General features: G+C 63.0%; 25 protein-coding genes and 1 tRNA gene. 11 read left to right on the top strand and 15 right to left on the bottom strand.

Annotated elements, in window-relative coordinates:
* Positions 1-37: 37 nt before the first annotated feature.
* Together serA and AC2TC0_RS12410 are read right to left on the bottom strand one after the other, a co-directional pair.
* Positions 38-1,618: a phosphoglycerate dehydrogenase gene (gene serA, locus AC2TC0_RS12415; protein ID WP_484717834.1), complete on the bottom strand. Its 1,581-nt coding sequence runs from the start codon at positions 1,616-1,618 to the stop codon at positions 38-40.
* A gap of 125 nt (positions 1,619-1,743) precedes the next feature.
* Positions 1,744-2,868: a phosphoserine transaminase gene (locus AC2TC0_RS12410; RefSeq protein WP_484717833.1), complete on the bottom strand. Its 1,125-nt coding sequence runs from the start codon at positions 2,866-2,868 to the stop codon at positions 1,744-1,746.
* 319 nt (positions 2,869-3,187) lie between these two features.
* On the opposite strand from AC2TC0_RS12410, the gene AC2TC0_RS12405 reads away from it, so the two are divergent.
* The gene (locus AC2TC0_RS12405) at positions 3,188-3,910 is read left to right on the top strand and encodes a cistern family PEP-CTERM protein (RefSeq protein WP_484717832.1); all 723 of its coding nucleotides are present in this window, start codon (positions 3,188-3,190) and stop codon (positions 3,908-3,910) included.
* A 226-nt stretch (positions 3,911-4,136) separates the two neighbouring features.
* Here the strand turns inward: AC2TC0_RS12405 and AC2TC0_RS12400 are convergent, their stop codons facing one another.
* Both AC2TC0_RS12400 and AC2TC0_RS12395 read right to left on the bottom strand, forming a co-directional pair.
* Positions 4,137-4,457: a PepSY domain-containing protein gene (locus AC2TC0_RS12400; protein WP_484717831.1), complete on the bottom strand. Its 321-nt coding sequence runs from the start codon at positions 4,455-4,457 to the stop codon at positions 4,137-4,139.
* A 3-nt stretch (positions 4,458-4,460) separates the two neighbouring features.
* Positions 4,461-5,066 carry a ferric reductase-like transmembrane domain-containing protein gene (locus AC2TC0_RS12395; RefSeq protein WP_484717830.1) on the bottom strand — a complete coding sequence of 202 codons (606 nt, stop codon included), beginning with the start codon at positions 5,064-5,066 and terminating at the stop codon, positions 4,461-4,463.
* Between the two features lie 192 nt (positions 5,067-5,258).
* Between AC2TC0_RS12395 and AC2TC0_RS12390 the strand changes: the two genes are divergently transcribed.
* Together AC2TC0_RS12390 and AC2TC0_RS12385 are read left to right on the top strand one after the other, a co-directional pair.
* Positions 5,259-5,927, top strand: a complete 669-nt coding sequence (locus AC2TC0_RS12390) for an extensin family protein (RefSeq protein ID WP_484717829.1) — start codon at positions 5,259-5,261, stop codon at positions 5,925-5,927.
* 58 nt (positions 5,928-5,985) lie between these two features.
* Complete coding sequence (locus AC2TC0_RS12385) at positions 5,986-6,849, top strand: LOG family protein (RefSeq protein WP_484717828.1); 864 nt, start codon at positions 5,986-5,988, stop codon at positions 6,847-6,849.
* A gap of 114 nt (positions 6,850-6,963) precedes the next feature.
* Here the strand turns inward: AC2TC0_RS12385 and AC2TC0_RS12380 are convergent, their stop codons facing one another.
* Positions 6,964-7,581 (bottom strand): c-type cytochrome, encoded by a 618-nt coding sequence (locus AC2TC0_RS12380; RefSeq protein ID WP_484718127.1) that lies wholly within the window; start codon positions 7,579-7,581, stop codon positions 6,964-6,966.
* A gap of 142 nt (positions 7,582-7,723) precedes the next feature.
* On the opposite strand from AC2TC0_RS12380, the gene AC2TC0_RS12375 reads away from it, so the two are divergent.
* Positions 7,724-8,611, top strand: coding sequence for a prephenate dehydratase (locus AC2TC0_RS12375; protein ID WP_484717827.1), 888 nt, complete (start codon positions 7,724-7,726; stop codon positions 8,609-8,611).
* Positions 8,612-8,619: 8 nt separating this feature from the next.
* On the opposite strand, the gene AC2TC0_RS12370 is transcribed toward AC2TC0_RS12375, so the two are convergent.
* Entirely contained in the window at positions 8,620-9,273 is a 654-nt protein-coding gene (locus tag AC2TC0_RS12370) for a CDP-alcohol phosphatidyltransferase family protein (protein WP_484717826.1), read from the bottom strand.
* A 120-nt stretch (positions 9,274-9,393) separates the two neighbouring features.
* Between AC2TC0_RS12370 and ybeY the strand changes: the two genes are divergently transcribed.
* From ybeY to AC2TC0_RS12350, 4 genes are read left to right on the top strand one after another with little or no spacing between them, the layout of a single operon-like run.
* Positions 9,394-9,912, top strand: a complete 519-nt coding sequence (ybeY, locus tag AC2TC0_RS12365) for an rRNA maturation RNase YbeY (RefSeq protein WP_484718126.1) — start codon at positions 9,394-9,396, stop codon at positions 9,910-9,912.
* A gap of 22 nt (positions 9,913-9,934) precedes the next feature.
* The gene (locus AC2TC0_RS12360) at positions 9,935-10,882 is read left to right on the top strand and encodes a hemolysin family protein (protein ID WP_484717825.1); all 948 of its coding nucleotides are present in this window, start codon (positions 9,935-9,937) and stop codon (positions 10,880-10,882) included.
* A gap of 43 nt (positions 10,883-10,925) precedes the next feature.
* Positions 10,926-12,107: a glycosyltransferase family 4 protein gene (locus AC2TC0_RS12355; protein ID WP_484717824.1), complete on the top strand. Its 1,182-nt coding sequence runs from the start codon at positions 10,926-10,928 to the stop codon at positions 12,105-12,107.
* Between the two features lie 9 nt (positions 12,108-12,116).
* Positions 12,117-13,412, top strand: coding sequence for a replication-associated recombination protein A (locus tag AC2TC0_RS12350; protein WP_484717823.1), 1,296 nt, complete (start codon positions 12,117-12,119; stop codon positions 13,410-13,412).
* 105 nt (positions 13,413-13,517) lie between these two features.
* On the opposite strand, the gene AC2TC0_RS12345 is transcribed toward AC2TC0_RS12350, so the two are convergent.
* Entirely contained in the window at positions 13,518-13,931 is a 414-nt protein-coding gene (locus AC2TC0_RS12345; RefSeq protein ID WP_484717822.1) for a GFA family protein, read from the bottom strand.
* Positions 13,932-14,020: 89 nt separating this feature from the next.
* Here AC2TC0_RS12345 and AC2TC0_RS12340 point away from each other — a divergent pair, with 89 nt between their 5' ends.
* Positions 14,021-15,106, top strand: a complete 1,086-nt coding sequence (locus AC2TC0_RS12340; RefSeq protein WP_484717821.1) for a CaiB/BaiF CoA transferase family protein — start codon at positions 14,021-14,023, stop codon at positions 15,104-15,106.
* Positions 15,107-15,328: 222 nt separating this feature from the next.
* The gene (gene purC, locus AC2TC0_RS12335) at positions 15,329-16,108 is read left to right on the top strand and encodes a phosphoribosylaminoimidazolesuccinocarboxamide synthase (protein WP_484717820.1); all 780 of its coding nucleotides are present in this window, start codon (positions 15,329-15,331) and stop codon (positions 16,106-16,108) included.
* 82 nt (positions 16,109-16,190) lie between these two features.
* Here the strand turns inward: purC and AC2TC0_RS12330 are convergent, their stop codons facing one another.
* The 7 genes from AC2TC0_RS12330 to AC2TC0_RS12300 all read right to left on the bottom strand — a co-directional run bounded on the left by AC2TC0_RS12330 (position 16,191) and on the right by AC2TC0_RS12300 (position 19,751).
* The gene (locus tag AC2TC0_RS12330) at positions 16,191-16,400 is read right to left on the bottom strand and encodes a hypothetical protein (protein WP_484717819.1); all 210 of its coding nucleotides are present in this window, start codon (positions 16,398-16,400) and stop codon (positions 16,191-16,193) included.
* Positions 16,400-16,597: a hypothetical protein gene (locus AC2TC0_RS12325; RefSeq protein WP_484717818.1), complete on the bottom strand. Its 198-nt coding sequence runs from the start codon at positions 16,595-16,597 to the stop codon at positions 16,400-16,402. The genes AC2TC0_RS12330 and AC2TC0_RS12325 overlap by 1 nt, the downstream gene beginning before the upstream one ends.
* A gap of 89 nt (positions 16,598-16,686) precedes the next feature.
* A complete protein-coding gene (locus tag AC2TC0_RS12320) occupies positions 16,687-16,938 on the bottom strand; it encodes a hypothetical protein (RefSeq protein ID WP_484717817.1) in 252 nt (83 codons plus the stop codon).
* Positions 16,939-17,346: 408 nt separating this feature from the next.
* Positions 17,347-17,433 (bottom strand) — tRNA-Leu (locus tag AC2TC0_RS12315).
* Positions 17,434-17,609: 176 nt separating this feature from the next.
* Positions 17,610-18,161, bottom strand: coding sequence for a hypothetical protein (locus tag AC2TC0_RS12310; RefSeq protein ID WP_484717816.1), 552 nt, complete (start codon positions 18,159-18,161; stop codon positions 17,610-17,612).
* Positions 18,162-18,273: 112 nt separating this feature from the next.
* The gene (locus AC2TC0_RS12305; RefSeq protein ID WP_484717815.1) at positions 18,274-19,158 is read right to left on the bottom strand and encodes a hypothetical protein; all 885 of its coding nucleotides are present in this window, start codon (positions 19,156-19,158) and stop codon (positions 18,274-18,276) included.
* Positions 19,155-19,751 (bottom strand): sigma-70 family RNA polymerase sigma factor, encoded by a 597-nt coding sequence (locus AC2TC0_RS12300; protein WP_484717814.1) that lies wholly within the window; start codon positions 19,749-19,751, stop codon positions 19,155-19,157. Before AC2TC0_RS12300 ends, AC2TC0_RS12305 begins: the two co-directional genes overlap by 4 nt.
* 139 nt (positions 19,752-19,890) lie before the next feature.
* Here AC2TC0_RS12300 and AC2TC0_RS12295 point away from each other — a divergent pair, with 139 nt between their 5' ends.
* A complete protein-coding gene (locus AC2TC0_RS12295) occupies positions 19,891-20,760 on the top strand; it encodes an autotransporter domain-containing protein (protein ID WP_484717813.1) in 870 nt (289 codons plus the stop codon).
* A gap of 19 nt (positions 20,761-20,779) precedes the next feature.
* Here the strand turns inward: AC2TC0_RS12295 and AC2TC0_RS12290 are convergent, their stop codons facing one another.
* Positions 20,780-23,896, bottom strand: a complete 3,117-nt coding sequence (locus AC2TC0_RS12290) for a type ISP restriction/modification enzyme (protein ID WP_484717812.1) — start codon at positions 23,894-23,896, stop codon at positions 20,780-20,782.
* Positions 23,897-23,957: the final 61 nt, after the last annotated feature.

Genomic DNA, 23,957 nt, shown 5'->3' with positions numbered 1-23,957 from the left:
CCTGATAAGCCCCTCCCCCAAAGGGGAGGGGACAAAGCTAAAACCGCAGCGCCTTGACGGTCTTTACGCCAGGGACGTTGCACAGCTCCCACAGCAACGGCTCCGGCAGCGGCTCATCAACCGACAGCAATAGTACCGCCTCGCCGCCCGCAGTACGGCGGCCCAGGTGGAAGGTGCCGATGTTGATCCCCGCTTCGCCCAGCCGTGTGCCCAGCCGCCCGATAAAGCCCGGCGCATCTTCGTTCACTATATACAACATATGGCCGTCCAGATCGGCCTCCACCTTGATACCGAACAGCTCGACCAGCCGCGGCGCGCCATTGCTGAACAAGGTACCGGCAACCGAACGATTGCCCTTCGACGTTGCCACCGTGACGCGCAGCAGCGTCTGGTAATCGCCGCGCACATCGTGACGCACCTCGCGCACATCCAGCCCGCGATCGCGCGCCATGTGCGGCGCGTTGACCATGTTCACCGCGTCCGAATATTGCCGCATCAGCCCGGCAAGCACGGCGGCAGTAATCGGCTTCATGTTCAGCTCGGCGGCCGCGCCTTCGACCTCGATCGAAATATTGGTCAAATTGTCGTGCGCCAGCTGGCCCACCAGGCTGCCCAGCTGTTCGGCCAGCGCCATATAGGGTTTCAGCTTGGGCGCCTCTTCCGCCGACAGGCTGGGCACATTGAGCGCGTTGGTGATTCCGCCGGTCAGCAGATAGTCCGAAATCTGCTCGGCGACCTGTATGGCGACATTGACCTGCGCTTCGTCGGTAGATGCGCCAAGGTGCGGCGTGCAGATGAAATTGGGCGTGCCAAATAAGGGGTGGTCAGCCGCCGGAGGTTCGGTCGCAAACACATCCAGCGCCGCGCCTGCGACATGGCCGCTGTCGAGCGCCGCCTTCAGCGCGTCCTCGTCCACCAATCCGCCGCGCGCACAGTTGATGATGCGCACGCCCTTTTTGCATTTGGCAATGTTCGCCGCCGACAGCACATTGCGCGTCTGCTCGGTCAACGGCGTGTGCAGCGTGATGAAATCGGCGCGCGCGAGCAGCGCGTCGAGATCGACCTTCTCGACGCCCAGTTCGACGGCGCGATCGGGCGTCAGGAAGGGGTCATACGCGATGACCTTCATTTTGAGGCCGATAGCGCGCTCGGCGACGATGCTGCCGATGTTGCCGCACCCGATCAGACCCAGCACTTTCGACGTCAGCTCGACCCCCATGAAGTCATTCTTGGGCCATTTGCCCGCCTGGGTCAGCGCATTGGCCTCGGGGATTTGGCGGGCCAGCGCGAACATCATCGCGATGGCGTGCTCGGCGGTGGTGATGCTGTTGCCGAACGGCGTGTTCATCACGATGACGCCTTTTTTTGACGCCTCGGGAATGTCGACATTGTCAACGCCGATCCCGGCGCGCCCAACGACCTTCAGGTTCGTCGCGGCGGCCAGCACCTCGGCGGTCACCTTGGTGGCCGAACGGATGGCGAGGCCATCATAATCGCCGATGATGGCGATCAACTCGTCCTTGGTCTTGCCGGTGATTTCGTCGACCTCGACCCCGCGTTCGCGGAAAATTGCCGCCGCTTTGGGGTCCATTTTGTCGGAGATGAGAACTTTTGGCATTTTCAATTACCTCATTTTCCGTCCGGGCTGAGCTTGTCGAAGCCCTGTCCTTGCCTTGAACGGTGAAAGAAAGAACGGCCCTTCGACAGCGACCCGTCGGGAGCCAGGGCAGGCGGGGTAGGGGTTTAGCTGAGCGAAGCGCGCGCCCAGTCGAGCCATGGGCCCAGCGCGACGATATCGGCGGTATCCACCGTCGCCCCGCACCAGATGCGCAGGCCCGGCGGCGCATCGCGGTAACCGGCGATGTCGAATGCCGCGCCTTCAGCCTCCAGCAACGCGGCGAAGCGCTTGATATAATCTTCGTCCGCCCCCTCGACCGTCAGGCACACCGAGGTGCGTGAGCGTGTCGTCGGATCGGCCGCCAAGTGCCCCAACCAATCGCGTTCGGCGACGATCGCGTCCAGCGCCGCCGCATTGGCATCGCTGCGTGCCATCAGCGCCTCAAGGCCGCCGAGCGACTTCGCCCATTCCAGCGCAAAGATCACATCCTCGACCGCCAGCATCGACGGCGTGTTGATTGTTTCGCCCTTGAATACGCCCTCGGCCAGCTTGCCTTTCGCCATCAGGCGGAAAATCTTGGGCAGCGGCCATGCGGGGGTGTGCGTCTCCAGTCGTTCGACCGCGCGTGGGCCCAGGATGATGACCCCATGTCCGCCTTCGCCGCCCAGCACTTTCTGCCAGCTGAAGGTGGTGACATCCAATTTGTCCCACGGCATCGGATAGGCGAACACCGCGCTGGTCGCGTCGTTGAACGACAGGCCCGCGCGGTCATCGGCAATCCAGTCGCCATCGGGCACGCGCACGCCGCTCGTCGTGCCGTTCCAGGTGAACAGCACATCATGCGACCAATCAACCGCGCCCAGATCGGGCAGTGCGCCATAATCGGCGCGAATGATATTGGGATCGAGCTTCAGTTGCTTGGCGGCATCGGTAACCCAGCCCTCGCCAAAGCTTTCCCACGCCAGCGTGGTCACGGGCCGGGCACCCAGCATCGTCCACATCGCCATTTCATAGGCGCCGGTGTCGGACGCTGGCACGATACCGATGCGGTGCGTGTCGGGCACCTGCAGCACGTCGCGCATCAGGTCGATGGCCAGGCCCAGGCGCGACTTACCAATCTTGGCACGGTGCGACCGGCCGAGCGATTGTGTGGCTAGCTTGTCAGGGGACCAGCCCGGCGGCTTGGCGCAGGGACCGGAGGAAAAAAACGGGCGCGCAGGGCGCACCTGCGGCTTCACGATATTCGTCACTAGTATCTCTCCTTGCAGAGAGCTCGCGCGGCGTTGGGACCGCGTGGCCCGTCGCCGCGTCTAGGGGCAGCCCCGCGCTTGTCAAACGAAATGCGTCTACCGCCGATCACAATCGGGCTGATCGCGGCGTTCTGGCGGGGTGACCCGAACTTTTCTGCCGCTCAGCCCGCTTGGCCATTATGTTTCAAAATAACACATGTATTCCCGATCGAGGATTCGACTCTGACTGTTCAGCAAGGTAAACAATTCCTTACCAAATGGGTCGCAACATTCGGTTGCAGAGTCGTAAACGGCCGCTCCGTGTTGCAAAGGGCAGAAAATGTTGAACAAATTGATTAAATCCGCCGCAGCTGGCGCACTCCTGCTCGCGATTCCTTCCGCGCACGCCGCCGTGACCGTCGTGAGCGGCCCGACGCCGGGAACGACCACCGCCACCTTCACGCCTGCACCGGGCACGAACACGGCTGTTTTCAACTTCAACGGATTCAGCGGTAATGGTTCTCCGGCGATCACTGGCTTAACTGCTGAACTTGCACTGACGTTGGTAAGCGTTGTCGGAAATAGTTACAATTTTAGCTACATTTTGAAAAACACGTCGGTGGCACCTGTCTCGTCGCGGCTTTCTGTGTTTGGCTTTAATGCCAATCCGGGATTTTCGAGTGTCAGCGGGATCTCGGGTGTCTTTGACACTTTGGCATCTGGCAATCAGCCGAATGCGCTTCCCAATATCGCATTCTGCCTCAAGGATTCTGGGCAAACCAATAATTGCAACAACGGCAGCAATGGTCTCACAAATGGCCAATCGACCGCGGGCTTGTTCACTTTGAACTTTAGCCAACCCCAGTCATCAATTGCGTTGTCGGACTTTAGCGTCCGCTATCAAAGCTTGGTAGAGCCAGGTGGCGCTACGTCGGCCAGCGGCGTTCCCTTTGGCCTCGTCCCCGAACCCGCCACCTGGGCGATGATGATCCTCGGCTTTGGCCTGATCGGCGGCGCGCTTCGCAGCCGCAAGGCACAGGGCGTGCGCGTCACCTACGCCTGATCGGCAACGAACAAAAAAAGGGCGGGGGAAGCAGTTCGCTCCCTCCGCCCTTTTTCATGCTTGGACGGCGCGACCAGTTGCATAAAGCCCCTCCCCTTCAGGGGAGGGGTTGGGGTGGGGTCTGTCGGCCTTGCGCAGTGTCCGACCGACAATCCCCACCCGCTGCGACTAGGCAGCAAGCTGCCAAGTCTCGCAAGCCCTCCCCTGAAGGGGAGGGCGGTCTCGCTCAATACCCGTCCTTGCGGAACAGCACCTTGCCGCGCTGTTCGACATACAGCTTCTCGAACGTCACCGGGTGGAAATAGGCCTCGACCCGTTCGCCGGTGGGCAGCGTGGCATATACTTCATAACAGCCGCCATCGACCTTGGCCTTGCGCACGGTCCACCCATCCTTGGTGAGCTGCGCGGTCAGTGCGTCCATGCTTTTCCAGCCCGACTGCGGCCCGGCCTTGCAGGTAATCTTGCCGGTTGCGGCGGCGGGCGTCGCGCTGACGGCGGCAATACCGGCGGCCAGCGCCACGGCGAGCGAGAGGGAGAGGGTTTTCATGGGTTAAGCTCCTGCTTGTTTGAGGGGAGGCGAGGAAAAGAGCCGCTTCGCCGCGAGGCTGAGCCAGACGAACGTCAGCGGCGCGAAATGAACCAGCGCGACAGTCGCGCCATCATGGACCCACAGCCAGTGGAGCAGCGTCAGCAGCGCCGCCGGATAGGCTAGCCGCTGCACGGCCTTCCACGCGCGTTTCAGCGCGCGCATCGCCGTCTGGTTGCTGGTCAGCGCCATTGGCAACATCAACGCCAGCGCGGCCCAGCCGGTCCAGATTGCAGGCAACACCAGCTCGTCAATGATTGCGGCCAACTCGCCCATATCAAGCCCGTAGAATATCAGGTGCAGCGCCGCATAGCCGAATGCCGCCACCCCCAGCGCGCGCCGCCGCGCCAGCAGCCAGCGGAGCCAGCCACGCTGGCCAATGACGCCAGCGAGCGGCCCGATCAGCATCGCCGCAATCATCGCGCGCGCGCTCCATTCGCCACTTGGGGCGATCAGATCGATGGGCTCAATGGCCCCGCGCGCCCACTGCGCCGCCAGCCACAGCCCGGGCAGCGCCAGCAGCAGCCAGAACAGCGGCAGGGAATCACGCAAGGACCGGAGCGAATTCATGGCGGCGGCGATAGGGCAGGGGGTCGGGGCGGTCAAGCTTGTTGATAATCGTTCGCAATAATATCCATCCCTATCGTCGTCCCGGATCAAGTCCGGGACGACGATAGGCAAAGCAATTGCTGCACAGCTCGCCGCGTTACCGACTCGCCCTTAACCATCTGTTAACCATGATTTGACAGCCTCAGCTTCACCATGTTCGCAACCCGCGCCATCCGCCTCCTCGCGCTTGCAGCGCCGCTGCTCCTCGCGGCGTGCGTTGGCGGTGCGGACCGGCCAGCGCAGCGTCCGGCGGCCAAGCCGCAAACCAGCGCCGTCCCCGCCTTTACCTCGCCCGAATCCAGGCAATGCATCGCCGACCTCGGCAAATCGGGCGTGCGCTTCACCCCGCTTGCCAACCAGGAATTCGGCGGCGGGTGCAGCGCGATGGACAGCGTGAAGCTGCTCGACATCGGCACACCCACCAGCAATTTGGGTGCGATGACCTGTCCGTTGGCGCGCAATTTTGCCGCCTGGGCGCAGCATGCCGTCCGCCCCGCCGCGCGCAAATTTCTGGGGCGCGAGGTCGTTCGCATCGAAACCTTCGGCACATACAGCTGCCGTAACATCTATGGCGGCCGGTCGGGCCGTCTGTCACAGCATGCCACTGCCAATGCCGTCGATGTCGCGGCGTTCGTGCTCGACGATGGCCGCCGCATCACGCTGCTCGACGGGTGGAAGGGCGCCGAGGATGAGCGCGAATTTCTGCGTGCGCTCCACGCCTCGGCCTGCAAACGCTTCGGCACGGTGCTTGGTCCCGATTACAATGCCGCGCATCACAATCATTTCCACTTTGACATGAGCGGTCAGGGCTATTGCCGCTGATTGCGGTGCTTTGCCTCCCCGTCTTGGCTTTTTCGCATCGCGCGGCTAGCGCACCCTTATGACCGACAAAATGCCCCACCGCTCGGCTTTCCACAAAGCGCAGGAAAGCCGCGAATTCGCCAAATTTAACGTCTCAACCCCGCAAACGCAGAGCGAGGCCTATAAGCTCGCCTTCCAGGACACCGACTTCCTGCTGCGCGAGGATCTGCGCCCGGTGCGCTTCCAGCTTGAATTGCTCAAGCCCGAATTGCTGCTTGACGAGGCCAAGATTGAATCGATGCTCGTCATCTACGGTTCGGCACGCATCCCGGAGCCCGAGGCTGCCGACGCGCTCGAGGCCGCGGCCACCGACGACACCGCGCGCAACATTGCGCGCAGCTTAAAGGCCAAGGCGCGCTACTATAACGAAGCGCGCAAACTCGCGCAGCTCGCCAGCGCCTTCCCGCCCGACGCCAATGGCAAGCGCCACTTCGTCGTCTGCTCGGGCGGCGGTCCGTCGATCATGGAGGCGGCCAATCGCGGCGCGCACGATGTCGGCGTCGATTCGGTCGGGCTCAACATCGTCCTGCCGCACGAACAGGCGCCCAACCGCTTCGTCACGCCCGATCTCAGCTTTCAGTTCCACTATTTCGCGCTGCGCAAAATGCACTTCCTGTTGCGCGCGCGGGCGGTGTGCGTCTTCCCCGGGGGCTTCGGCACCTTCGATGAAATGTTCGAACTGCTGACGCTGATCCAGACCGGCAAGATCAAGCCCATTCCGGTCATATTGTTCGGCAAGGATTTCTGGACCCGCGTCGTCAATTTCGAGGCGCTGGTCGAAGAAGGCGTCATCAGCGCGCCCGACCTCGATCTCTTCCGCTTTGTCGAAACCGCGGAAGAAGCGTGGGCAATCGTGACCGAATTTTACGGGGTCGAGGGCTAACGCAGCGAACCCGCCGCCCATACGGACAATTTATAGTCATCCCGGACTTGATCCGGGATAACAGGCCGCGTTGCTTGTCATCCCGGATCAAGCCCGGGATGAAGAGATTTAGGCTTACTTCGCCGCCGGAGCGGCAGCATCAGGCGCAGCGGCCGGTGCTGCTGCATCTGCCGCAGGCGCTGCCGCACCATCCGCCGGCGCCGCCGCCGCATCAGCCGCCGGTGCTGCCGGTACCGCAGGCAAGGGCAGGTTCGACCCCTGCGTGTTCATCCATGCGATCAGATTGGCGCGATCTTGCGGGTCGGAAAGGCCCGCGAACGACATGGTCGTGCCATTGGCAAATTTACGCGGGCTGGAGAGCCAGGCGTCCATCCTGGCAAAATCCCATGTGCCGCCTGCTTCTTTCAGCGCCGCTGAATAATTGAACCCTGGCTTGCTGGCCAACGGCTTGCCGAACTTGGCGTGCAAATTGGGCCCAATGCCATTGGCGCCGCCTGCATTGATCGTGTGACAGGTCGCACATTTTGCAAATGTCGCTTCGCCCTTCGCCAGATCGGCGGCGGCAAGCAACGCTTCCAGCGGCGGACCTGATTCGACCGGACCGGCGGCTTCACCAACAATCGCAAAGCCAGGCTTTTCGGGCGCATGGCTCTTGGCGGCCATGCCGGTCACAATGGACAGGCCCAGCGCGGCAATGCCTGCGCCCAGTACCCAGCCCGCGATGGTGTTCATGCGATTGTCGTCGCTCACGCTTGTGTTCCTTTAGGCAATTTCGCGCCCCCATAAAGGCCTAGCCACCCCCGCGCAAGCGCGGTTGCGCGTTAATCCACGCCCCGCTAACGCGCAGGCTCTTAATCGGGCGGAACATGGGATTATGGCCAGCTATTCGGCATCGGCGCAGCGACTGGTGGACAGCATGGCGGCGGCGGCGCTGGCCGAACCCGCCCGCGCGCTGGCCTTTCAGGGCGCGCCCGGCGCAAACAGCCACCTTGCGGCGCAGTTATACGATGCCGCTGCGCTGCCGCTGCCCTGCTACGCCTTTGAAGACGCCATCGATGCTGTGCGCGACCGGCGCGCCGACCGCGCCATTATCCCCATCGAAAACAGCCTGCACGGCCGCGTCGCCGACATCCATTTCCTGCTGCCCGAATCGGGGCTGTTCATCACCGGCGAATATTTCCTGCGCATCCGCCACGGGCTGATGAGCCGCAATTTGGCCCCCCCGACCAAGGCGATGAGCCATCCGCAGGCGCTGGGCCAGTGCCGCCACTGGCTGCGCGCCAACGGCATCGATCCGATCGCGCACAGCGACACGGCGGGCGCGGCGGCATGGGTCGCCGATTCGGACGAGCCCGGCCTTGCCGCCATTGCCCCGCCAATGGCCGCGGACCTTTACGGCCTGACGCTGCACGAAGCGGGAATCGAGGACGCCGACCACAATATGACGCGCTTCGTCGTGCTCGCGCGCGAAGCCGCCGCACCGGTGCCCGGCGCGGACATGATGACCACCTTTGTCTTTGAGGTGAAGAATATTCCCGCCGCGCTCTACAAGGCGCTGGGCGGCTTTGCCACCAACGGCGTCAACATGACCAAGCTGGAAAGCTATCAGGTCGGCGGCGTGTTCGTTGCCACCCGATTTTATGCCGACATTGCTGGTGCGCCGGGCGATCCGCGCGTCGATCGCGCGCTCGCCGAACTTGCCTTCCACTGCAACGAGGTGCGCCTGCTGGGCAGTTACCCGATGGCGCGGACGCGGGACTAGGGCATGCTCTAGCTCTCGCGTTTCGCCAATGTCCTTGCCGTGCTGGCGGTCTGCGCCACAAAGATCGCGACCAATATCGCCGACACCACCAGCGCGAACATATCGAATGCCGACAGATCGGTGCCCAGCCGGTTGTTGGGGCTGATAAAGAACATCGCTGCAGTCATCGCCATCAACATGAGCCGCAATTCGGTCGGACCCCCAGCCAGATAGGTCAGCTTAAATTCGTCGATGACCTGCGCACACAAATAGGTGTGAATCGACAACATCAGATAAGCGACCAGCCCCAGCAAGGCGACTTCCAGCTCGACAAACGGCCCCAGACCCAATCCGCCCAGCATCGCAAGAATGGCCAGCGCATCGACGCTGTGGTCGATGAAATATCCATATTTTGGTCGCTCGATGCCACGGTACCGCGCCAGGCTCCCGTCCAGTGAATCCCCAAACCAGTTGATCAGATAGCCGCATAGCGCCAGCCATAACCACGCCAGATGCTGCCCGCTCAGTACATAGCCGACGCCGACCATCAATGCTCCGGCAAAGCCCAATGCCGTCATCATATCGGGCGAGACCCAGGCCGGAAGCCGCCAGCAAAGCCAATTGAGCAGTCGTCGTTCATTGGCGGCAAGGATATTCTGCTGGATGCGGGGGATACTTGTCATCGTAGTGCAATACATTTGTCATCGAGATTGCACCAGCGCTATTGACCGGGCTTTGCCAACGCCGTGTCGCAACGTCATTGGCTTGCAAGGCGCAGAACGCATGGTCTACGGCGCTGCGTGATGCTTGGCGTCGAAACAGATTTGGCGGCACCATGGGACGCACAAACCGACTGGGCTGGTCTGGCCCGGCGCGCCGTTGCCGCTGCGCTCGCCCAAACGCCGCATGCGTCCCTCGCCAACGCCGCGCCGCTGGTCGAAGTGTCGGTACGGCTGACGGATGATGCCGAGGTTCAGGGCCTCAATCGCGACTATCGCGGCAAGGACAAACCCACCAACGTCCTGTCTTTCCCGCAATATGAACCATCGGATTTTGCGATGCTGGCCAACACCGATGACGGCGAGATATTGATCGGCGACATTGTGCTGGCGCTTGAAACTTGCGAGCGCGAAGCCGCCGGGCGCGGGATCAGCGTTGCCGATCACGCTGCACACCTCATCGTCCATGGCACGCTCCACCTTGTCGGCTATGACCATCAGGACGACGCCAGCGGCGACGCGATGGAAGCGCTGGAAACAAAAGCCCTTGCCACGCTGGGCCTTGCCGACCCATATGCAGCGCATAGCCATTTGCCCGAATGACCGGGCGGGGGACACGGGGGCCATGCCGGACGACCAGCAGAGCGCATCGCGCAGCGACGACAGCGACAGTCGAAGTAGCGGACTGTTCAAGAAACTGACCGGCATGTTGTTCGGCGGCGGCGCCGAACCATCCCTGCGCGAACAGATTGAAGAGGTCATCGACGAGGCCGAAGAGGATCGCGGCACCCGTGCTGCCTCAGGCTCGGTCGGCGATATGGCCCCCGCCGAGCGCAAGATGCTGCGCAACCTCTTGCATTTCGGCGAACAGCGGGTCGATGATATCGCCGTTCCGCGCTCGTCGATTATCGCGCTGCCCGAAACGGCGACCTTCGCCGAAATCGTCGCGCTCTTTTCCGATGCCGGGCACAGCCGCCTGCCGGTCTATCGCGGCAGCCTCGATGAAATCATCGGCATGATCCACATCAAAGATGTCTTTTCGGTCCTGGCGGAGCAGCGCGAACCGCCTCCGCTTGCCGAACTGATGCGCCAGCCGCTCTATGTGCCGCAGTCGATGGGCGCGCTTGATCTTCTGGCCGAAATGCGCGCCAAGCGCACGCACCTCGCCGTGGTTATCGACGAATATTCGGGGACCGAGGGCCTTGTCACCATCGAAGATCTGATGGAGGAAATCGTCGGCGAGATAGAGGATGAGCACGACGACGAACCCGAACAACTGATGGTCCAGCGCGCCGACGGCAGCTGGGATGTCGATGCCCGCGCCGAACTCGATGATATCGCCGAAACCATCGCTGCTGTCCTTGCGGAAACCGAAGAGGATGTCGACACCATCGGCGGCCTTGCCGCGGTGTTGGCGGGACATGTGCCGGGCGTGGGCGAAATCATTGCCCACCCCGCTGGCTGGCGGCTGGAGATATTGGCAGGTGACGCCCGCCGCGTTGATCGCATGCGCCTGCACCCGCCGGTCAAGGTCGACTTTGAAGCTCCGCTAGGGCGCGGCGAAGTCGAATAGGGTGCCATTTGCACCCCTAGCCAAAGCTCGCTAAATCCCGCCGATGCAAACCAGCGACCTGCGCATCGCCCTGTTTAGCGGCAACTATAACTACGTCCGCGACGGCGCGAACCAGGCGCTCAACCGGCTGGTCGAATATCTGCTGCGCCAGGGGGCGGCTGTGCGCGTTTATTCGCCAACGGTGGACGAGCCGGCCTTCGAACCACAAGGCGACCTTGTCAGCGTGCCATCAATGGCCATCCCCAATCGCCCCGAATACCGTATTCCGTTGCGCTTGTCGGGCCGGGTGAAGGCTGATTTAACCGCTTTTGCGCCCAACATCCTGCACATCTCCAGCCCCGACCGTGTCAGTCGCCGGGCGCAACGCTGGGCGGCAAAGCGCAACTTGCCGGTGCTGGCATCGGTGCACACGCGCTTTGAAACTTATTTCCGCTACTACAACCTTGCCTTCATCGAACCGCTGATGGTCGCCTGGCTGCGCAAACTTTACCGCCGCTGCGACGCGCTGGTCGCACCATCCGAATCGATGGCGCAACTGCTGCGCGAACAGCGGATGAATTACGACATCGACATCTGGTCGCGCGGTGTCGACCGCAGCATTTTCGGACCCGAACGGCGCGATCTGGCCTGGCGCCAGAAATTGGGCATCGCCGACACCACCCCGGTTATCGGCTTTCTCGGGCGGCTGGTGATGGAAAAGGGCCTTGATGTCTTTGCCGACACCATCGACCTGCTGCGGCGGCGCGGCGTTGACCATGACGTGGTGGTAGTGGGCGAAGGCCCTGCGCGCGACTGGTTCGAAAGCCGCCTGCCAGGCGCGCACTTCGTCGGCTTTCAGGGCGGAATTGATCTGGCGCGCGCCGTCGCGTCAATGGACATGCTGTTCAATCCGTCGGTCACCGAAACCTTTGGCAATGTGACGCTCGAAGCCATGGCGTGCGGCCTGCCGGTCGTCGCTGCCAAGGCCACCGGCAGCCAGAGCCTGGTCAGCGATGGACGTTCGGGTCAGCTCGTTCCGCCCGGCGCTATCGGCCAATATGCCGACGCGCTCGCCGCCTATTGCACCGATCCGGCCCTGCGCGCGGCACACGGTGCAGCGGGCGAGGCGCGCAGCCGCGAATTCAGCTGGGACGCGATCAACCAGACCGTCGCCGACAATTATCTCCGCCTGATTGCACAGCGCAAGCGCGGGCTGGGCCCGGTGTCGGACGCGGCGATCCGGTAACAGGCGGCCATGACCGACCTCTTCCCCACCACCCCGCCATCCCCCACCGCTGCCCCGCTCGCCGAACGCCTGCGCCCGCAAGGCCTCGCCGAAGTTGTCGGGCAGGACCATCTCACCGGCCCCGATGGCGCGATCGGGCGTATGGTGGCCAACCAGACCTTGGCCTCGATCATCCTTTGGGGGCCGCCCGGCACCGGCAAGACCAGCATCGCGCGTCTGCTCGCTGACGCTGTAAGCCTGCGCTTTGTCCAGCTCAGCGCGGTCTTCTCTGGCGTCGCCGACCTCAAGGCTGCCTTTGCCGACGCCGATCGGCTCGCGGCCACGGGCCAGCGCACGCTGCTCTTCGTGGACGAAATCCACCGGTTCAACCGCGCCCAGCAGGACGGTTTCCTGCCCTATGTCGAACGCGGTACGGTGGTGCTCGTTGGGGCGACCACCGAGAACCCCAGCTTCGCGCTTAACGCCGCGCTTTTGAGCCGCACGCAGGTGTTGGTGCTGCACCGGCTAGACGACGCTGCGCTGACAACGCTCCTCGAACGGGGCGAAGCCGCGACTGGCTCTGCGCTGCCGCTCACTGCCGAGGCGCGCGCGGCCCTGATCACCAGCGCCGATGGCGACGGTCGCTTCCTGCTGGGTCAGGTCGAAACCTTGCTTGCCGCCGGGGTGACCGAGCCGCTCGATCCGCCTGCGCTCGCGGCGCTGCTGCACCGCCGAATGCCGGTCTATGACAAGGACCGCGACGGTCACTACAACCTCATCTCGGCGCTCCACAAATCGCTGCGCGGGTCGGATCCGCAGGCCGCGCTCTACTGGCTTGCGCGTATGCTGGTGGCGGGCGAAGAGCCGCTTTATGTGCTGCGCCGCCTGACCCGCTTCGCCAGCGAGGATATCGGCCTCGCCGATCCGCAGGCGCTGGTGCAATGCCTCGCGGCCAAGGATGCTTACCAGTTTCTCGGCTCGCCCGAAGGCGAACTCGCCATCGTCCAGGCCTGCCTCTATTGCGCCACCGCCCCCAAATCGAACGCCGCCTACGCCGCGCAAAAAGCTGCATGGAAATCGGCCAAGGATACCGGCAGCCTTGCGCCGCCCGCGCACATCCTCAATGCCCCGACCAAGCTGATGAAGGATTTGGGCTATGGCGCGGGCTACGCCTATGATCATGATGCCGAAGGCGGCTTTTCGGGCCAGAACTACTGGCCCGAAGATTTGGCCCCGCAGACCCTCTACAAGCCCACCGACCGTGGCTTTGAAAAACGCATCGCCGAACGCCTCGCTTGGTGGGACGAGCGGCGGGGAAAAATCTAACGCATCGCCACAGCGAGCGCCGCGAAGCTATCTCTGGCCATCGGCATGGCGCAATCTCGCGTTCGGGAGCTTGCATCGTCGCCACGCTCCTCGCAATGACGATGCTTACTCCATCGGCGGATAGCGCTCGAACCCCGGGACGCCGTCCAAACTCGCCATCCACCCGATCCGGTCGGCGAGCTGGATTTGCGCGCCCAATGCAATTGCGTCGGGATTATCCAGCGTGGCTGTCTGGACATCGATCATTCCCGGGAAAATCGCGTCATTGGTGTAAAACAGCCCGGTGCCGCATCGTCCGCAAAAATGGCGCCGCCCATGTTCGCTGCTGGCATAAATCACCATCTTGCCTTCGATCGCCACGGCATCCGCGCGCGCCATCGCCCATGCCACCGCTGGCGCGCCCGAATGGCGCCGGCAGTCGGTACAGTGGCACAGAGTATGATGTTCTACCGCCGTCGGCATCGTATAGCGAACGTCGCCGCAATGACATCCGCCACCAATCTGTTCATTTGCTGCCATCGACTCGCCCCCTCAAGCGTCTTGGAACAGAAATAGAACATCGGATTTCCAATATTGCAAGCCCTTTCGCGCATGCTACGCCCGCGGCCATGGGCAAACTCTCTGGCATCCGCGTTGTCGATCTCACGCAATTCTTCCCCGGTCCGATGCTCACCGTGATGATGGCGGACCACGGCGCCGAAGTGATTAAGGTCGAACCCCCCGGCGGCGATCCGGTACGCGAAATGGCGCCGTTCGCCGGCGATCACAGCGTCTGGTTTGCGGGCCTCAACCGCGGCAAGACCAGCGTCACGCTCGACCTCAAATCGGACGCCGGCCGCGCGGCACTTACCGACCTCATCACCAGCGCTGATGTCTTTGTCGAAGGTTTCCGTCCCGGCGTCATGGCGCGGCTCGGTTTCGATTACGCCGCCGTGCGCGCCATCAACCCGCGCATTGTCTATGCCTCGATCAGCGCGTTCGGCCAATCGGGCCCGCTCGCGCACCACCCCGCGCACGATATGGCGGTGCAAGCGCTCGCAGGGTTCCTCAGCGTCAACGACGGTCCCGATGGCACCCCCGTCGTTCCCGGCGCGCCCAGCGCCGACATGGCCGCAGGACTGACCGCGCTTTCGGCGATATTGATGGCGCTGATCGGCCGCGAAAAGTCGGGACAGGGCGATTATGTCGACATCGCCATGTTCGACGCCATGCTGCCCTGGTGCGTCCACACCGCCGGTTCCGCCATCGCGGGCGGTGACCCGCCCACCTCCGCCACCCAGCGCAGCCTCGGCGGTGCAGCCTTTTACCAAGTGTATAAAACGTCCGACGCCCGGCACATCGTCCTCGGCGGGCGCGAGCTCAAATTCGCGCGCAACCTTTTGACCGCGCTCGATCGCCCCGACCTTATCCCGCTCGCCGGAGCCGACGCCGGCCCCGCGCAGGCCCCGCTCGTCCAGTTCCTCCGCGAAACCTTCGCCACCCGCACCCGTGCCGAATGGGAAAGCTGGTTCGCCGATAAAGATGTCGCTTTCGCCCCCGTCCTCGATTTCCGCGAAGCCTTTGACCAACCCCATATCGCGACACGCGGCCTCATCGTCCGCGCCGGCGAAGAAGCGCACATCGCGCCCCCCATCCGGTTCGCCAGCGATCCACCGTTCGTGCCTGCGCCATCGCCAAGCCTCCAAGAACCGTAGCCCTGAGCCTGTCGAAGGGCGCGGCGCGGGGCAGCGAAATCGGTGAATTCCTGCGCCACGTGCTTCGACAGGCTCAGCACTACGGTGATTATCGCATTGCGTGACCTGTTCACTTTTCCGCGCTATACGCTGCGCAACCGCCCCGGCAGCCCGACTCGCTCACCCAGCGCTTCGTGCCGCCGGGGCCTTCGATTTTATACCAGAGCATAAAGGGACGCCGCCATGGCCCGCCGCCGCCAAATCTATGAAGGCAAAGCCAAAATCCTCTATGAAGGGCCCGAACCCGACACGCTGATCCAATATTTCAAGGATGATGCGACCGCCTTCAACGCGCAGAAGCGCGGCACCATCAATGGCAAGGGCGTGCTCAACAACCGCATTTCGGAGCATGTTTTCACCCTGCTCGGCAACATCGGCGTGCCACACCATTTCATCCGCCGCCTCAACATGCGCGAACAGCTTATCCGCCGCGTCGAGATCGTTCCCATCGAAGTCATCGTCCGCAACGTCGCCGCCGGCACGCTCAGCAAGCGTCTGGGGCTGGAGGAAGGCACCCTGCTCCCCCGCACGCTCATCGAATATTGCTACAAGGACGACAGCCTGGGCGACCCGCTGGTGGCCGAGGAACATATCGCCTGCTTCAACTGGTGCACCCAGGAAGAGCTGCACGATATTCAGGACATGGCGATCCGCATCAATGATTTCATGAGCGGCATGTTCGCCGCCGTCGGCATCCGCCTCGTCGACTTCAAGCTCGAATTCGGCCGCTGGTTCGAGGGCGATTTCAGCCGCATCATCCTCGCCGACGAAATCAGCCCCGATGGTTGCCGGCTGTGGGACATGCAGACCAACGAAAAGCTCGACAAAGACCGCTTCCGCCGAGACCTCGGCGGCGAGGTTGAAGCCTATCAGGAAGTCGCCCGCCGCCTCGGCCTGCTGCAGGGCGAAGGCAGCGAAAGCGCCGTGCTGGACCTCGATAGCCACCGCAAGAAAAAGGGATAGGCGCCCCGCATATCGCAAAAGGCGCGCATGCCAAGCCCGCGCGCGTGATCAGATCACGCGCGGCGCGGCGGCCATGCTCGTCTCAGCGCGCCGTTTGGCGACCCAGTTCGGCCAACGCATCGTCCAGATTGGTGTAGCGATAAGGCCCAACGCTGTAATGCGTTGCGGCCACTGCCGTGATGCCGTCGGGCAGCGCAGTGGCGGCGGCTTGCCGCGGCGTGCCGCCCTCATTTTCCCATGCGTCGGCGCCTGCAGACGGTGGGGAAGGGCTGGCGGGCGGTTTCTTGGGCATCAAACGGCTGCCAGACAGGCGCGATCATCGCGCGGCCAGCCAAGCGCCGACAATCCTTTGTCGCGGCGCCACGCGGTGATGCGCGCCGCCATCTGACCAGTCAGCACGCGGTTGTCGCCGCGCGTAGCGGGCAAGGGCGCATGCTGGGCCAACAGCTTGGCAAATTGATGGTCATGCAAAAGTTGATTCATATCCATGCGGCGGTTGCTTTCTTTCCGGGGAAAAGGCGCAACCCCCACGACACTGTAACGCCGCAGGGGTTTTGCCGTCATTGCGGTGTCGGCGTTCAGCCCTTCTGGGCTTCGGCCTGTTCCTTGTGCGTGTCGCTCTTGTTCTGCTGGCGCAGGTTGATGGCATAGCTTTTGCCGTCGCCGGCCTTGCGAACGTCATAGCCATAGCGCTGCTCGGCCACCGGAGCGACGCTCGTGACGGCCAGATCCGACGTGCGGAACGACAGGGCTGCGCCGCCCATTTCGGGGGTGATGGTGCCGCGACCGGCGCTGCGGTCAAAGCTGGTGATGCTGCCAAATTCGGTCATGCTGATTTCCTTCTCAAAAGTGCAGCCGCCCGGGATGGGCCATGGCTGCGGCGCAAAGGCGAAAAAGAAGGAGATGGCATTTCGATGAAGAATGCCCGAGACCGTCGATCAAGACTGGGAACCACCCTTAAGATGGCGCTGCGGCCACCGGGTTACAAGGCAGGCGGCAAAAGATAGTTGCCCCGCCGCCCGCGCCGGAGCGCGGGCCAAGCTGGTTGTATTCGAGCGCGGCGAGCCCTCGCTTGCGCTCGGGAGTTTCCCCGCCGGGGAAGGCCTGCACGCCGGTGATTGGTGAAATGGTGCCCAGAAGAGGACTCGAACCTCCCCCCGTCGGCGGACGCCGACAAACCAGAAACTCCCGTGGAGTTTCCCCGCCGGGGAAGGCCTGCACGCCAGTGATTGGTGAAATGGTGCCCAGAAGAGGACTCGAACCTCCACGGCCTTGCGACCGCCAGCACCTGAAGCTGGTGCGTCTACCAATTCCGCCATCTGGGCACGGGGTAGGCGAGCGCCACTAGGGGCGGGCGCGGGGGATGTCAACGGGGGCCGCCCCCTTTTTCGGGTTGAGCAAACAAAGCGGGCATGGAACCGGAGCAATCCGGCCCATGCCCGTCAGGTGGTGCGCCCGGCGGAGGGGTCAGGGGAGAGGCGCCGGGCGTGCGGTTTGGTGCTTATTGGCCGCCGCGGCCGCGGCGCGACGAGCGCTGCGGGCGCTCGCGCTGCGGCCGGTCGGTCGTCACCTGGCGGTTGACGCGGCCATTTTCCCGGGTGGCGACGACATCACGCGATGCCACCGTGCCACCGTCGCTGTTCGTCAGGCGCTGGCTGGCGGTATAGCCATTGTCGGTGCGCGCACGCTCGCCGCTGACGCCATAGCTGCGACCGTCAAAGGTGGTGCCGCTGCCGGTCATCGTCGAACCATTCTCGGTCCGCGTGCGCACCCGTTCGGCCGAGCGGGTTTCGCCCTGGAAATTGGTGGCATCGACGGTCACGGTCGATCCGGTGTCGGTTTTGGTGCGGTTGACGTCGCGCGTCGCGGTGGCGCCGTCGCTGGCGCGCGTCACCACATTGTTGCGGTCAACGGTGCCGGCTTCCTTATCGACCGTGGTCGTCTGCGTTGCCGAGCCGTTGGGGCCAGAGCCTGTGCGCACTTTGGTTTCCTGGGCCAGCGCCGTGGCAGGCGTCAGCAACAGGGCGGCGGTCAGAAAATAAATGGCTTTCATGGGTTTAACTCCTGCTCAAATCTTCCCGTGAGGTCCGGCGGTTTGTTGCCGGTCACACCCCTTCAACGGGCGAGCTGCAAAAACCCTTCGCGAAAAATGGGGGTGGCCGGAATCATTGCTGCCGCTGACGGCGCAAGCGTTCGCGCCGCTCGGTGAGGCGTTGGCGCAGCGTCTCGCGCTGAGCGGGGGTCAGGCGCGGGCGCTCGGCGGTGCCCGCCTTGGTCGATTCGGCACTAGCCTCGGCTTCGGGTGTCGCTGCGGGATCCGGGGGAGTTTCGGGCGTCAGCGCGGGCGCGGGGACTGGCGCGGCCCCCGCATCGGCGGGCGCGGCCTGCTGCTCGCGCACCCGCGCGCGCAGGGCATCGCGGTTGGCCTCGCGCCGCTCGCTCGTCAGCGCATCGCGTGTCACCAGCCGGTCTTCCACCCGCGCGCGTATCGCGGCCCGCTGTTCGGGACTGGGCACGGGCAGCCCTGCGGCTTCGCGCCGGGCAATGCCGCGCTCGACAGCGGATTCGACGCGCTGGGTAACCCGCTCGCGCCGTTCCGCGCGTCGGGCGTCGGCGGCCCGAAAGCGCGTTTCCAGCTGCTCAGGGGTCAGCGCGGGGCCGATCGGCGCGGCGGTGAGCGGGGTGCCCGCCGCCGCGCTGGCGGGGGGCAGGGGGGCGGCGGCGCGGCGCGTCGGCGGGTTGATGGGTTCTGCGGGCTCGACCAGCGCGATGCGCTCGGCGAACTGGCGCAGCGCCGGGATGGTGACGCCAATGTCGCCGAACACGCCCGCCGCCGCCGCCGTCGCGCTCATCAGCGCACCTGCCGCAAGTCCCAGCGCCACCCCGCGCCGGGGCAGCCAGCGCGACCGCGCGGCGCGGCGGGGAAACGGTGGCGGCAGTGGCCTGCCCGCCAACGCACGCTCTGTCACCCGCGCGGCAAAGTCGGCGGGCAGGGCGGGGGCAGCATAAGCGTCGAGCGCCTTGGCGAGGTCGCGGTCCATGGGGCTCATGCCACTTCCCCGCGCAGATCGTCGGCCACCAGCCCGCGTTTGACGCACGCCTCGCGCAGCGCTGCGCGCGCGCGCAGCAGCAGCGATTCAAACGCCTTCACATTCATGTCGAGTGTCGCGGCAGCGGCCATGTTGGACAAGCCTTCATAATAGGTCAGCACGATCGCCAGCCGCTGCCGGTCGGGCAGCGCCAGCACGGCGGCGCGCGCGGCGGCGGCGGTGCGCTCGGCGTCCATTGCCGCGTCAGCCAGCGGCGCGGTGTCGGCGCGCTCGGGCACCTCGTCGTCGCTCCTGAACCGACGCCGCCGCAGGCGGTCGAGGCACAGGTTGGCGGTGACGCGCTGCAACCATGCGCCCACCCCTGACCCGCCGGGCCGCCACCGCGCCGCATGTTCCCACAATCTCAGCATAGCGTCCTGCGTTACATCCTCGGCTTCGGCGGCATCACCCAGCATGCGATAGGCGATCCGGTGCACGGCGGCGGCATGCGCGTCGACAAGGCGGCGGAAAGCCGCGCCATCGCGCGCCGCCACCTGCTCCATCAATCCATCCTCGTTGCGCTGCACAGGTGCCGCGCTTTGTGCCGCCAGCATAGGTTCCCGATCGAAAATTCTCGATGCCCCGCATGCTATCACGCACCAGCTGAAAAAATCCTTCGCGCCGGATGAAGGATTTTTTCACCTGGTGCGTTGGGCGGTGGGACCAAAACAATTCATAAGGGGAAATACGTCCATGCGCCTTATCATCATCGCTTGCCTTGCTGCATCCATCGGCACCCCCGCCGCCGCGCAAGACACCCCGGCGGCCCAGCCAAAGGACTGGAGCATCTCTGCCTCCGGCGGCTCCACCATTTTTGCCGGGGCCGGGGATCAACCCTTTGCCAGCCTGGGCGTCACCCGGCATTTCGGCGACACCTATGTCCGCCTGACCGGAACCTATATCGATGGCGGCAGCGACGACGGCGCGCCATTATCCACCGTTCCCGCCTCGACGCGTCAGCTCACTTTCGGCGCGGGCACCTATTTTGGCGCGGTCGGTATCGATGGCTATGTCTCGCTCGGCGACCGCAAATTCGACCGCCGCGCCTTTACCACGCGCACTGGCCAGACGATTGCGCTGGACAGCGATGGATCGTCCTTTGGTGCCGGCTTGTCGCTCAGCTACGAAATCCCCCTCGGCGACCGCGGCGTGCTCGCGCCCTTTATTGCTGGGGATTACAGCCGCATCAGCATCGCGCGCGCACTGGCCTTGCCCGGCGGTACCAGCCTGGGCGAAGAATCGCGTGAGGATGGCGTGACGGGGTCGCTCGGCGCCAGCGCGCTCTGGCTGTTCGGTCCCGACCAGCGCCACAGCATCGGCCTCTATACCGCCGCACTCGCCAGCTCGAACAACAGCGCCTACAACGGCACCAATGCCCAACGCGCTACCGCACTCGGCATCGGCGACCGCCCGGGCGTCAGTGACGAATGGCTCGAATATGGCGTAACCGCCGCCTTCGGCCTGTCGGACGCGGTTGACCTGCAACTGGGCGCCGTGCGCACCGCCGGCTTCCTGGGGCCAGAAGCGACCTCGCTGACCGGCGGACTGAGTTTCCGGTTTTAAGGGCGGGGGTAGGTGGCCGCTATAATGGAAGCTCAATCTCTTTCATGATCCGGTCGGTTTCGGTCAGGATTTTGATGATCTTCTGGTAATGGCTTATGTCATCCCAGCTCAGCACGCGGCCGCGCCGGTCCTTCAGCCATTTTTGCGCGGGTTGATAGCCGCCGATAGGAAAACCCCATGCGATTTCGGGCACGGCATCAAAATACTGGCCGGGGTTGATGAACAGGCGGCCCGACTTCGGGGACGGCGTATTCGCTGTCCCCGCTGCCGCAGGCGCGGACTCAAACTTCGGAAACCCCTTGGCCACGCCATCATCGCCCTCGCCCCGATAGGGATAGGGTGTGTCACCAATCGCTGCGCTTTCCATCAGGTGCAACCGGCGAAGCGCCTCACCCTTTTCGCTCACATGCGCGAAGACCTCGGGGGAGGCGGGCGAGGGGACGCGCGGGAAATCGATTTTCAGAAACTCGGCATAGGTGCGCCGGTAATCGGGCGAATGGAGGACGCCATAGATATAGTCGAAAACCTTGACCTCGGATGGCCGCGCATCGCCGGTGGCGGCGCGGAAGTCGAATAGCCCCTCCCCTTCAGGGGAGGGGTTGGGGTGGGGCATATTCCCATCGCGCGCCATCGCCGTATCGGCAGGGTCGATCCCGGCGGCGGCGCAGATGGCGGCATAGAGTTTGGGGTCGAGGTTTAGGGTCCGGTGTTTAGGGGTGAAGGCGTCGGATTGGTCAGCGATGTCGTCGGGATAGAGATAAAGAGGCGCTAGAAAATTCACTTCCTTTAAGCTCAAAGAGTGGTGTTGAATAATGGAGTCCGAAATCAAAATGTCTGCGAAATCTCGCTTCTGTTCAATATTCCTATTGAATATTATGCCAAGATTTCTTTGATTGAGAATGTGAGCGAAAGCTTTTTGTCGCATACGAAAAACGACATTTTCCTGGTAGTATATCCATCGATCATCAAACGGCCGGTACCTGATGCGTTTCAAGTTTGAATGGTCGAGAGCGGGAAACAGCTTCCGTTGTTCTGATACTTTCCATTGGTAATTCTCGCCGAGGGAGTATCGGTGCTGAAAAGACATATCTGATAGCGATAAGTCGCCAAAATCATTTATCCGCTCCAGCAAATTGGCCTTACTATCGTCCGTTACGAATTCGTCGCGAGATGTAACAATTCCAGACGAGTAGTGCATAATTATATCGAGCAGCGAAGGGGCCTCTAAATACTGTGAAGGTGCATTAGAACGTTTGACAAGGACATAACTCGGAGCATTTACCTTCAAACGACTTGTCATTGCTTCTGACGCGCCGAGGCTATGAAGCGCTTCGCTCTTTTGGTGTCGAGTTCCCCATAAATCTCCGTGCCAAACATCTGCTAATTTATCTGATTTGCGGCCCTTCTTTACAGCAATTACGATCGCTACGCCCTGTTGGATATCAAAAACATTCTTGTCTGGCGAACCTTCCGGGCTCTTCTCCATCTTCTTTGCATTCCCATGCAAATCGAGCACCCAAATTTTGTCAAAAGTCTTGAGAAGATGCCAACGCATACCCCGAAAAGTTGGGTTATCGAGATAGCCGTGGTTGGTGATGAACCCTAGTACACCGCCAGAAGGGTTCTCAGAAATCACATGCTCGGCCATTCGAATGAACTTCACATAGTCGTCTTGCAGCCAATGCTTCCGCTCACCGAAATGCTCGCCATCAACGTATTTGTAATCCTCGATCAGGCCGGTAATCCAAATGCCCATATTCTGTGAGATACCCGAATACGGCGGGTTCCCGATCACGCACATGATCGGGCTTTGCCGCTTCACCTCGCTCGCGCCGCGCGCTTCCTCGGCGAGCGGCTGAAAGAACAGGTCGCGCACTTCGCGCTCGGCGGGTTCGAGCGCGTTGGTCAGCCAGACCGACAGCCGCGGCGGCTTTTCGCTCGGCTTATACCCGCTCTCGGTCAGCTGCATGTCCAGCTTCATGTGGCACATGGCATAGCTGGCCATCAGCAGCTCGAAGCCGTGGAGCCGCGGCAGCAGATCCTGCTCGACATAGCCCGACCATTTGCCCGGCGCGCGCGCCTTCACCCGGTCGGCGATCAGTTGCACGGTCTTGGCTAGGAACGTGCCGGTGCCTGTTGCCGGGTCCAATATCTGGACCTTGTGGACTTCTCGCTTCTCGGTCACCGGCTTGCCGGTCTTGGGGTGGTTCACCCCCGTGTCCCAATCGACCGTCACCTTGCTGGTGTCGGCCAGCCCGTCGGCGAGCCCGAATTCGGTTTTCAGCACATCATCGACCGCTCGCACGATGAAATCGACCACCGGCTCGGGTGTGTACCACACGCCCCGGCTCTTGCGCTTCTTGGGGTTATAGGCGGCGAGGAAGTCTTCATAAAAATGCACGAACGGGTCGTTGCGCGCCGTAAATTTGCCGAAATCGCGAAACAGCGAATGGGGGTCGCTGGCGCGCATTACCTGCACCAGATCATCGACGATATAGGTCAGGCGCTTGGGCAGCGCTGGCCCTGCGACATATTCGAACAGCCCCTTCAGGAAAGGATTGCTGGCGGGCAGCTTTTCCAGCGCCTCGGTACGGCTGAAGGTGGTCAGATCATCGTCGTGGAACCGCGCCGCAAACATTCCATAGGTGATGGTCTCGGCATAGATGTCGGCGAATTCATCAGGCTCCAGCGCAGGCAGCAAGTTGGTCTTGAAGCTCTTGTACTGCCCGCCCAGCCCCGTGCGAAATTCGGGATCGTCCTTCAGCGCGATGCCGACCTCATCCTTTATGATCGCCGCCTTGGCCGCCATCATTTCCGCAAGCTTGGCTGCACTGGTGATGCTGATCGGTTTGGCCTCGGCAAACAGCTTTAGCTGCCGCGCTAGCTCGTTAAACCTGTCGGGGTTGGGCTGCAGCCCCATCAGGAAATCGGCAATCGACACAAAATGCACCTGTGTGCCGTCGCGGATGAATTCGAAATCGACGCCGTTGGTATAGATCAGATTGGGATATGCCTTTTCATATCGCTTGCGCTGTTCGATCGAATATCCCTTCAGGCGGATAACGTCCTTGTCGACATCCTTCGCCTCGCACCAGCCGATGGGCACGTCGCCGCGCAAGAACAGGAAATCGACCATCCCGGCATCGCCGCGCTTGGGTTCGTTGATGACCGTCAGCGCCGGGTCAATGGAACGGAAC

Source organism: Sphingopyxis sp. sgz302558 (assembly GCF_057220455.1).
Note: the sequence above shows the minus strand (reverse complement) of the source record. Positions and strands in the feature narration are given on the sequence as shown.

Excerpts from the sequence above, each read along its gene's own strand:
- serA (WP_484717834.1), bottom strand. The coding sequence starts at position 1,618 with ATGCCAAAAGTTCTCATCTCCGACAAAATGGACCCCAAAGCGGCGGCA.
- AC2TC0_RS12370 (WP_484717826.1), bottom strand. The coding sequence starts at position 9,273 with ATGACAAGTATCCCCCGCATCCAGCAGAATATCCTTGCCGCCAATGAA.
- AC2TC0_RS12385 (WP_484717828.1), top strand. The coding sequence starts at position 5,986 with ATGACCGACAAAATGCCCCACCGCTCGGCTTTCCACAAAGCGCAGGAA.
- AC2TC0_RS12360 (WP_484717825.1), top strand. The coding sequence starts at position 9,935 with ATGCCGGACGACCAGCAGAGCGCATCGCGCAGCGACGACAGCGACAGT.
- AC2TC0_RS12300 (WP_484717814.1), bottom strand. The coding sequence starts at position 19,751 with ATGCTGGCGGCACAAAGCGCGGCACCTGTGCAGCGCAACGAGGATGGA.
- AC2TC0_RS12330 (WP_484717819.1), bottom strand. The coding sequence starts at position 16,400 with ATGCCCAAGAAACCGCCCGCCAGCCCTTCCCCACCGTCTGCAGGCGCC.
- ybeY (WP_484718126.1), top strand. The coding sequence starts at position 9,394 with ATGCTTGGCGTCGAAACAGATTTGGCGGCACCATGGGACGCACAAACC.
- AC2TC0_RS12395 (WP_484717830.1), bottom strand. The coding sequence starts at position 5,066 with ATGAATTCGCTCCGGTCCTTGCGTGATTCCCTGCCGCTGTTCTGGCTG.
- AC2TC0_RS12350 (WP_484717823.1), top strand. The coding sequence starts at position 12,117 with ATGACCGACCTCTTCCCCACCACCCCGCCATCCCCCACCGCTGCCCCG.
- AC2TC0_RS12310 (WP_484717816.1), bottom strand. The coding sequence starts at position 18,161 with ATGAAAGCCATTTATTTTCTGACCGCCGCCCTGTTGCTGACGCCTGCC.
- AC2TC0_RS12305 (WP_484717815.1), bottom strand. The coding sequence starts at position 19,158 with ATGAGCCCCATGGACCGCGACCTCGCCAAGGCGCTCGACGCTTATGCT.
- AC2TC0_RS12295 (WP_484717813.1), top strand. The coding sequence starts at position 19,891 with ATGCGCCTTATCATCATCGCTTGCCTTGCTGCATCCATCGGCACCCCC.
- purC (WP_484717820.1), top strand. The coding sequence starts at position 15,329 with ATGGCCCGCCGCCGCCAAATCTATGAAGGCAAAGCCAAAATCCTCTAT.
- AC2TC0_RS12380 (WP_484718127.1), bottom strand. The coding sequence starts at position 7,581 with ATGAACACCATCGCGGGCTGGGTACTGGGCGCAGGCATTGCCGCGCTG.
- AC2TC0_RS12345 (WP_484717822.1), bottom strand. The coding sequence starts at position 13,931 with ATGGCAGCAAATGAACAGATTGGTGGCGGATGTCATTGCGGCGACGTT.
- AC2TC0_RS12375 (WP_484717827.1), top strand. The coding sequence starts at position 7,724 with ATGGCCAGCTATTCGGCATCGGCGCAGCGACTGGTGGACAGCATGGCG.
- AC2TC0_RS12290 (WP_484717812.1), bottom strand. The coding sequence starts at position 23,896 with ATGGTCGATTTCCTGTTCTTGCGCGGCGACGTGCCCATCGGCTGGTGC.
- AC2TC0_RS12355 (WP_484717824.1), top strand. The coding sequence starts at position 10,926 with ATGCAAACCAGCGACCTGCGCATCGCCCTGTTTAGCGGCAACTATAAC.
- AC2TC0_RS12325 (WP_484717818.1), bottom strand. The coding sequence starts at position 16,597 with ATGGATATGAATCAACTTTTGCATGACCATCAATTTGCCAAGCTGTTG.
- AC2TC0_RS12340 (WP_484717821.1), top strand. The coding sequence starts at position 14,021 with ATGGGCAAACTCTCTGGCATCCGCGTTGTCGATCTCACGCAATTCTTC.
- AC2TC0_RS12320 (WP_484717817.1), bottom strand. The coding sequence starts at position 16,938 with ATGACCGAATTTGGCAGCATCACCAGCTTTGACCGCAGCGCCGGTCGC.
- AC2TC0_RS12390 (WP_484717829.1), top strand. The coding sequence starts at position 5,259 with ATGTTCGCAACCCGCGCCATCCGCCTCCTCGCGCTTGCAGCGCCGCTG.
- AC2TC0_RS12400 (WP_484717831.1), bottom strand. The coding sequence starts at position 4,457 with ATGAAAACCCTCTCCCTCTCGCTCGCCGTGGCGCTGGCCGCCGGTATT.
- AC2TC0_RS12405 (WP_484717832.1), top strand. The coding sequence starts at position 3,188 with ATGTTGAACAAATTGATTAAATCCGCCGCAGCTGGCGCACTCCTGCTC.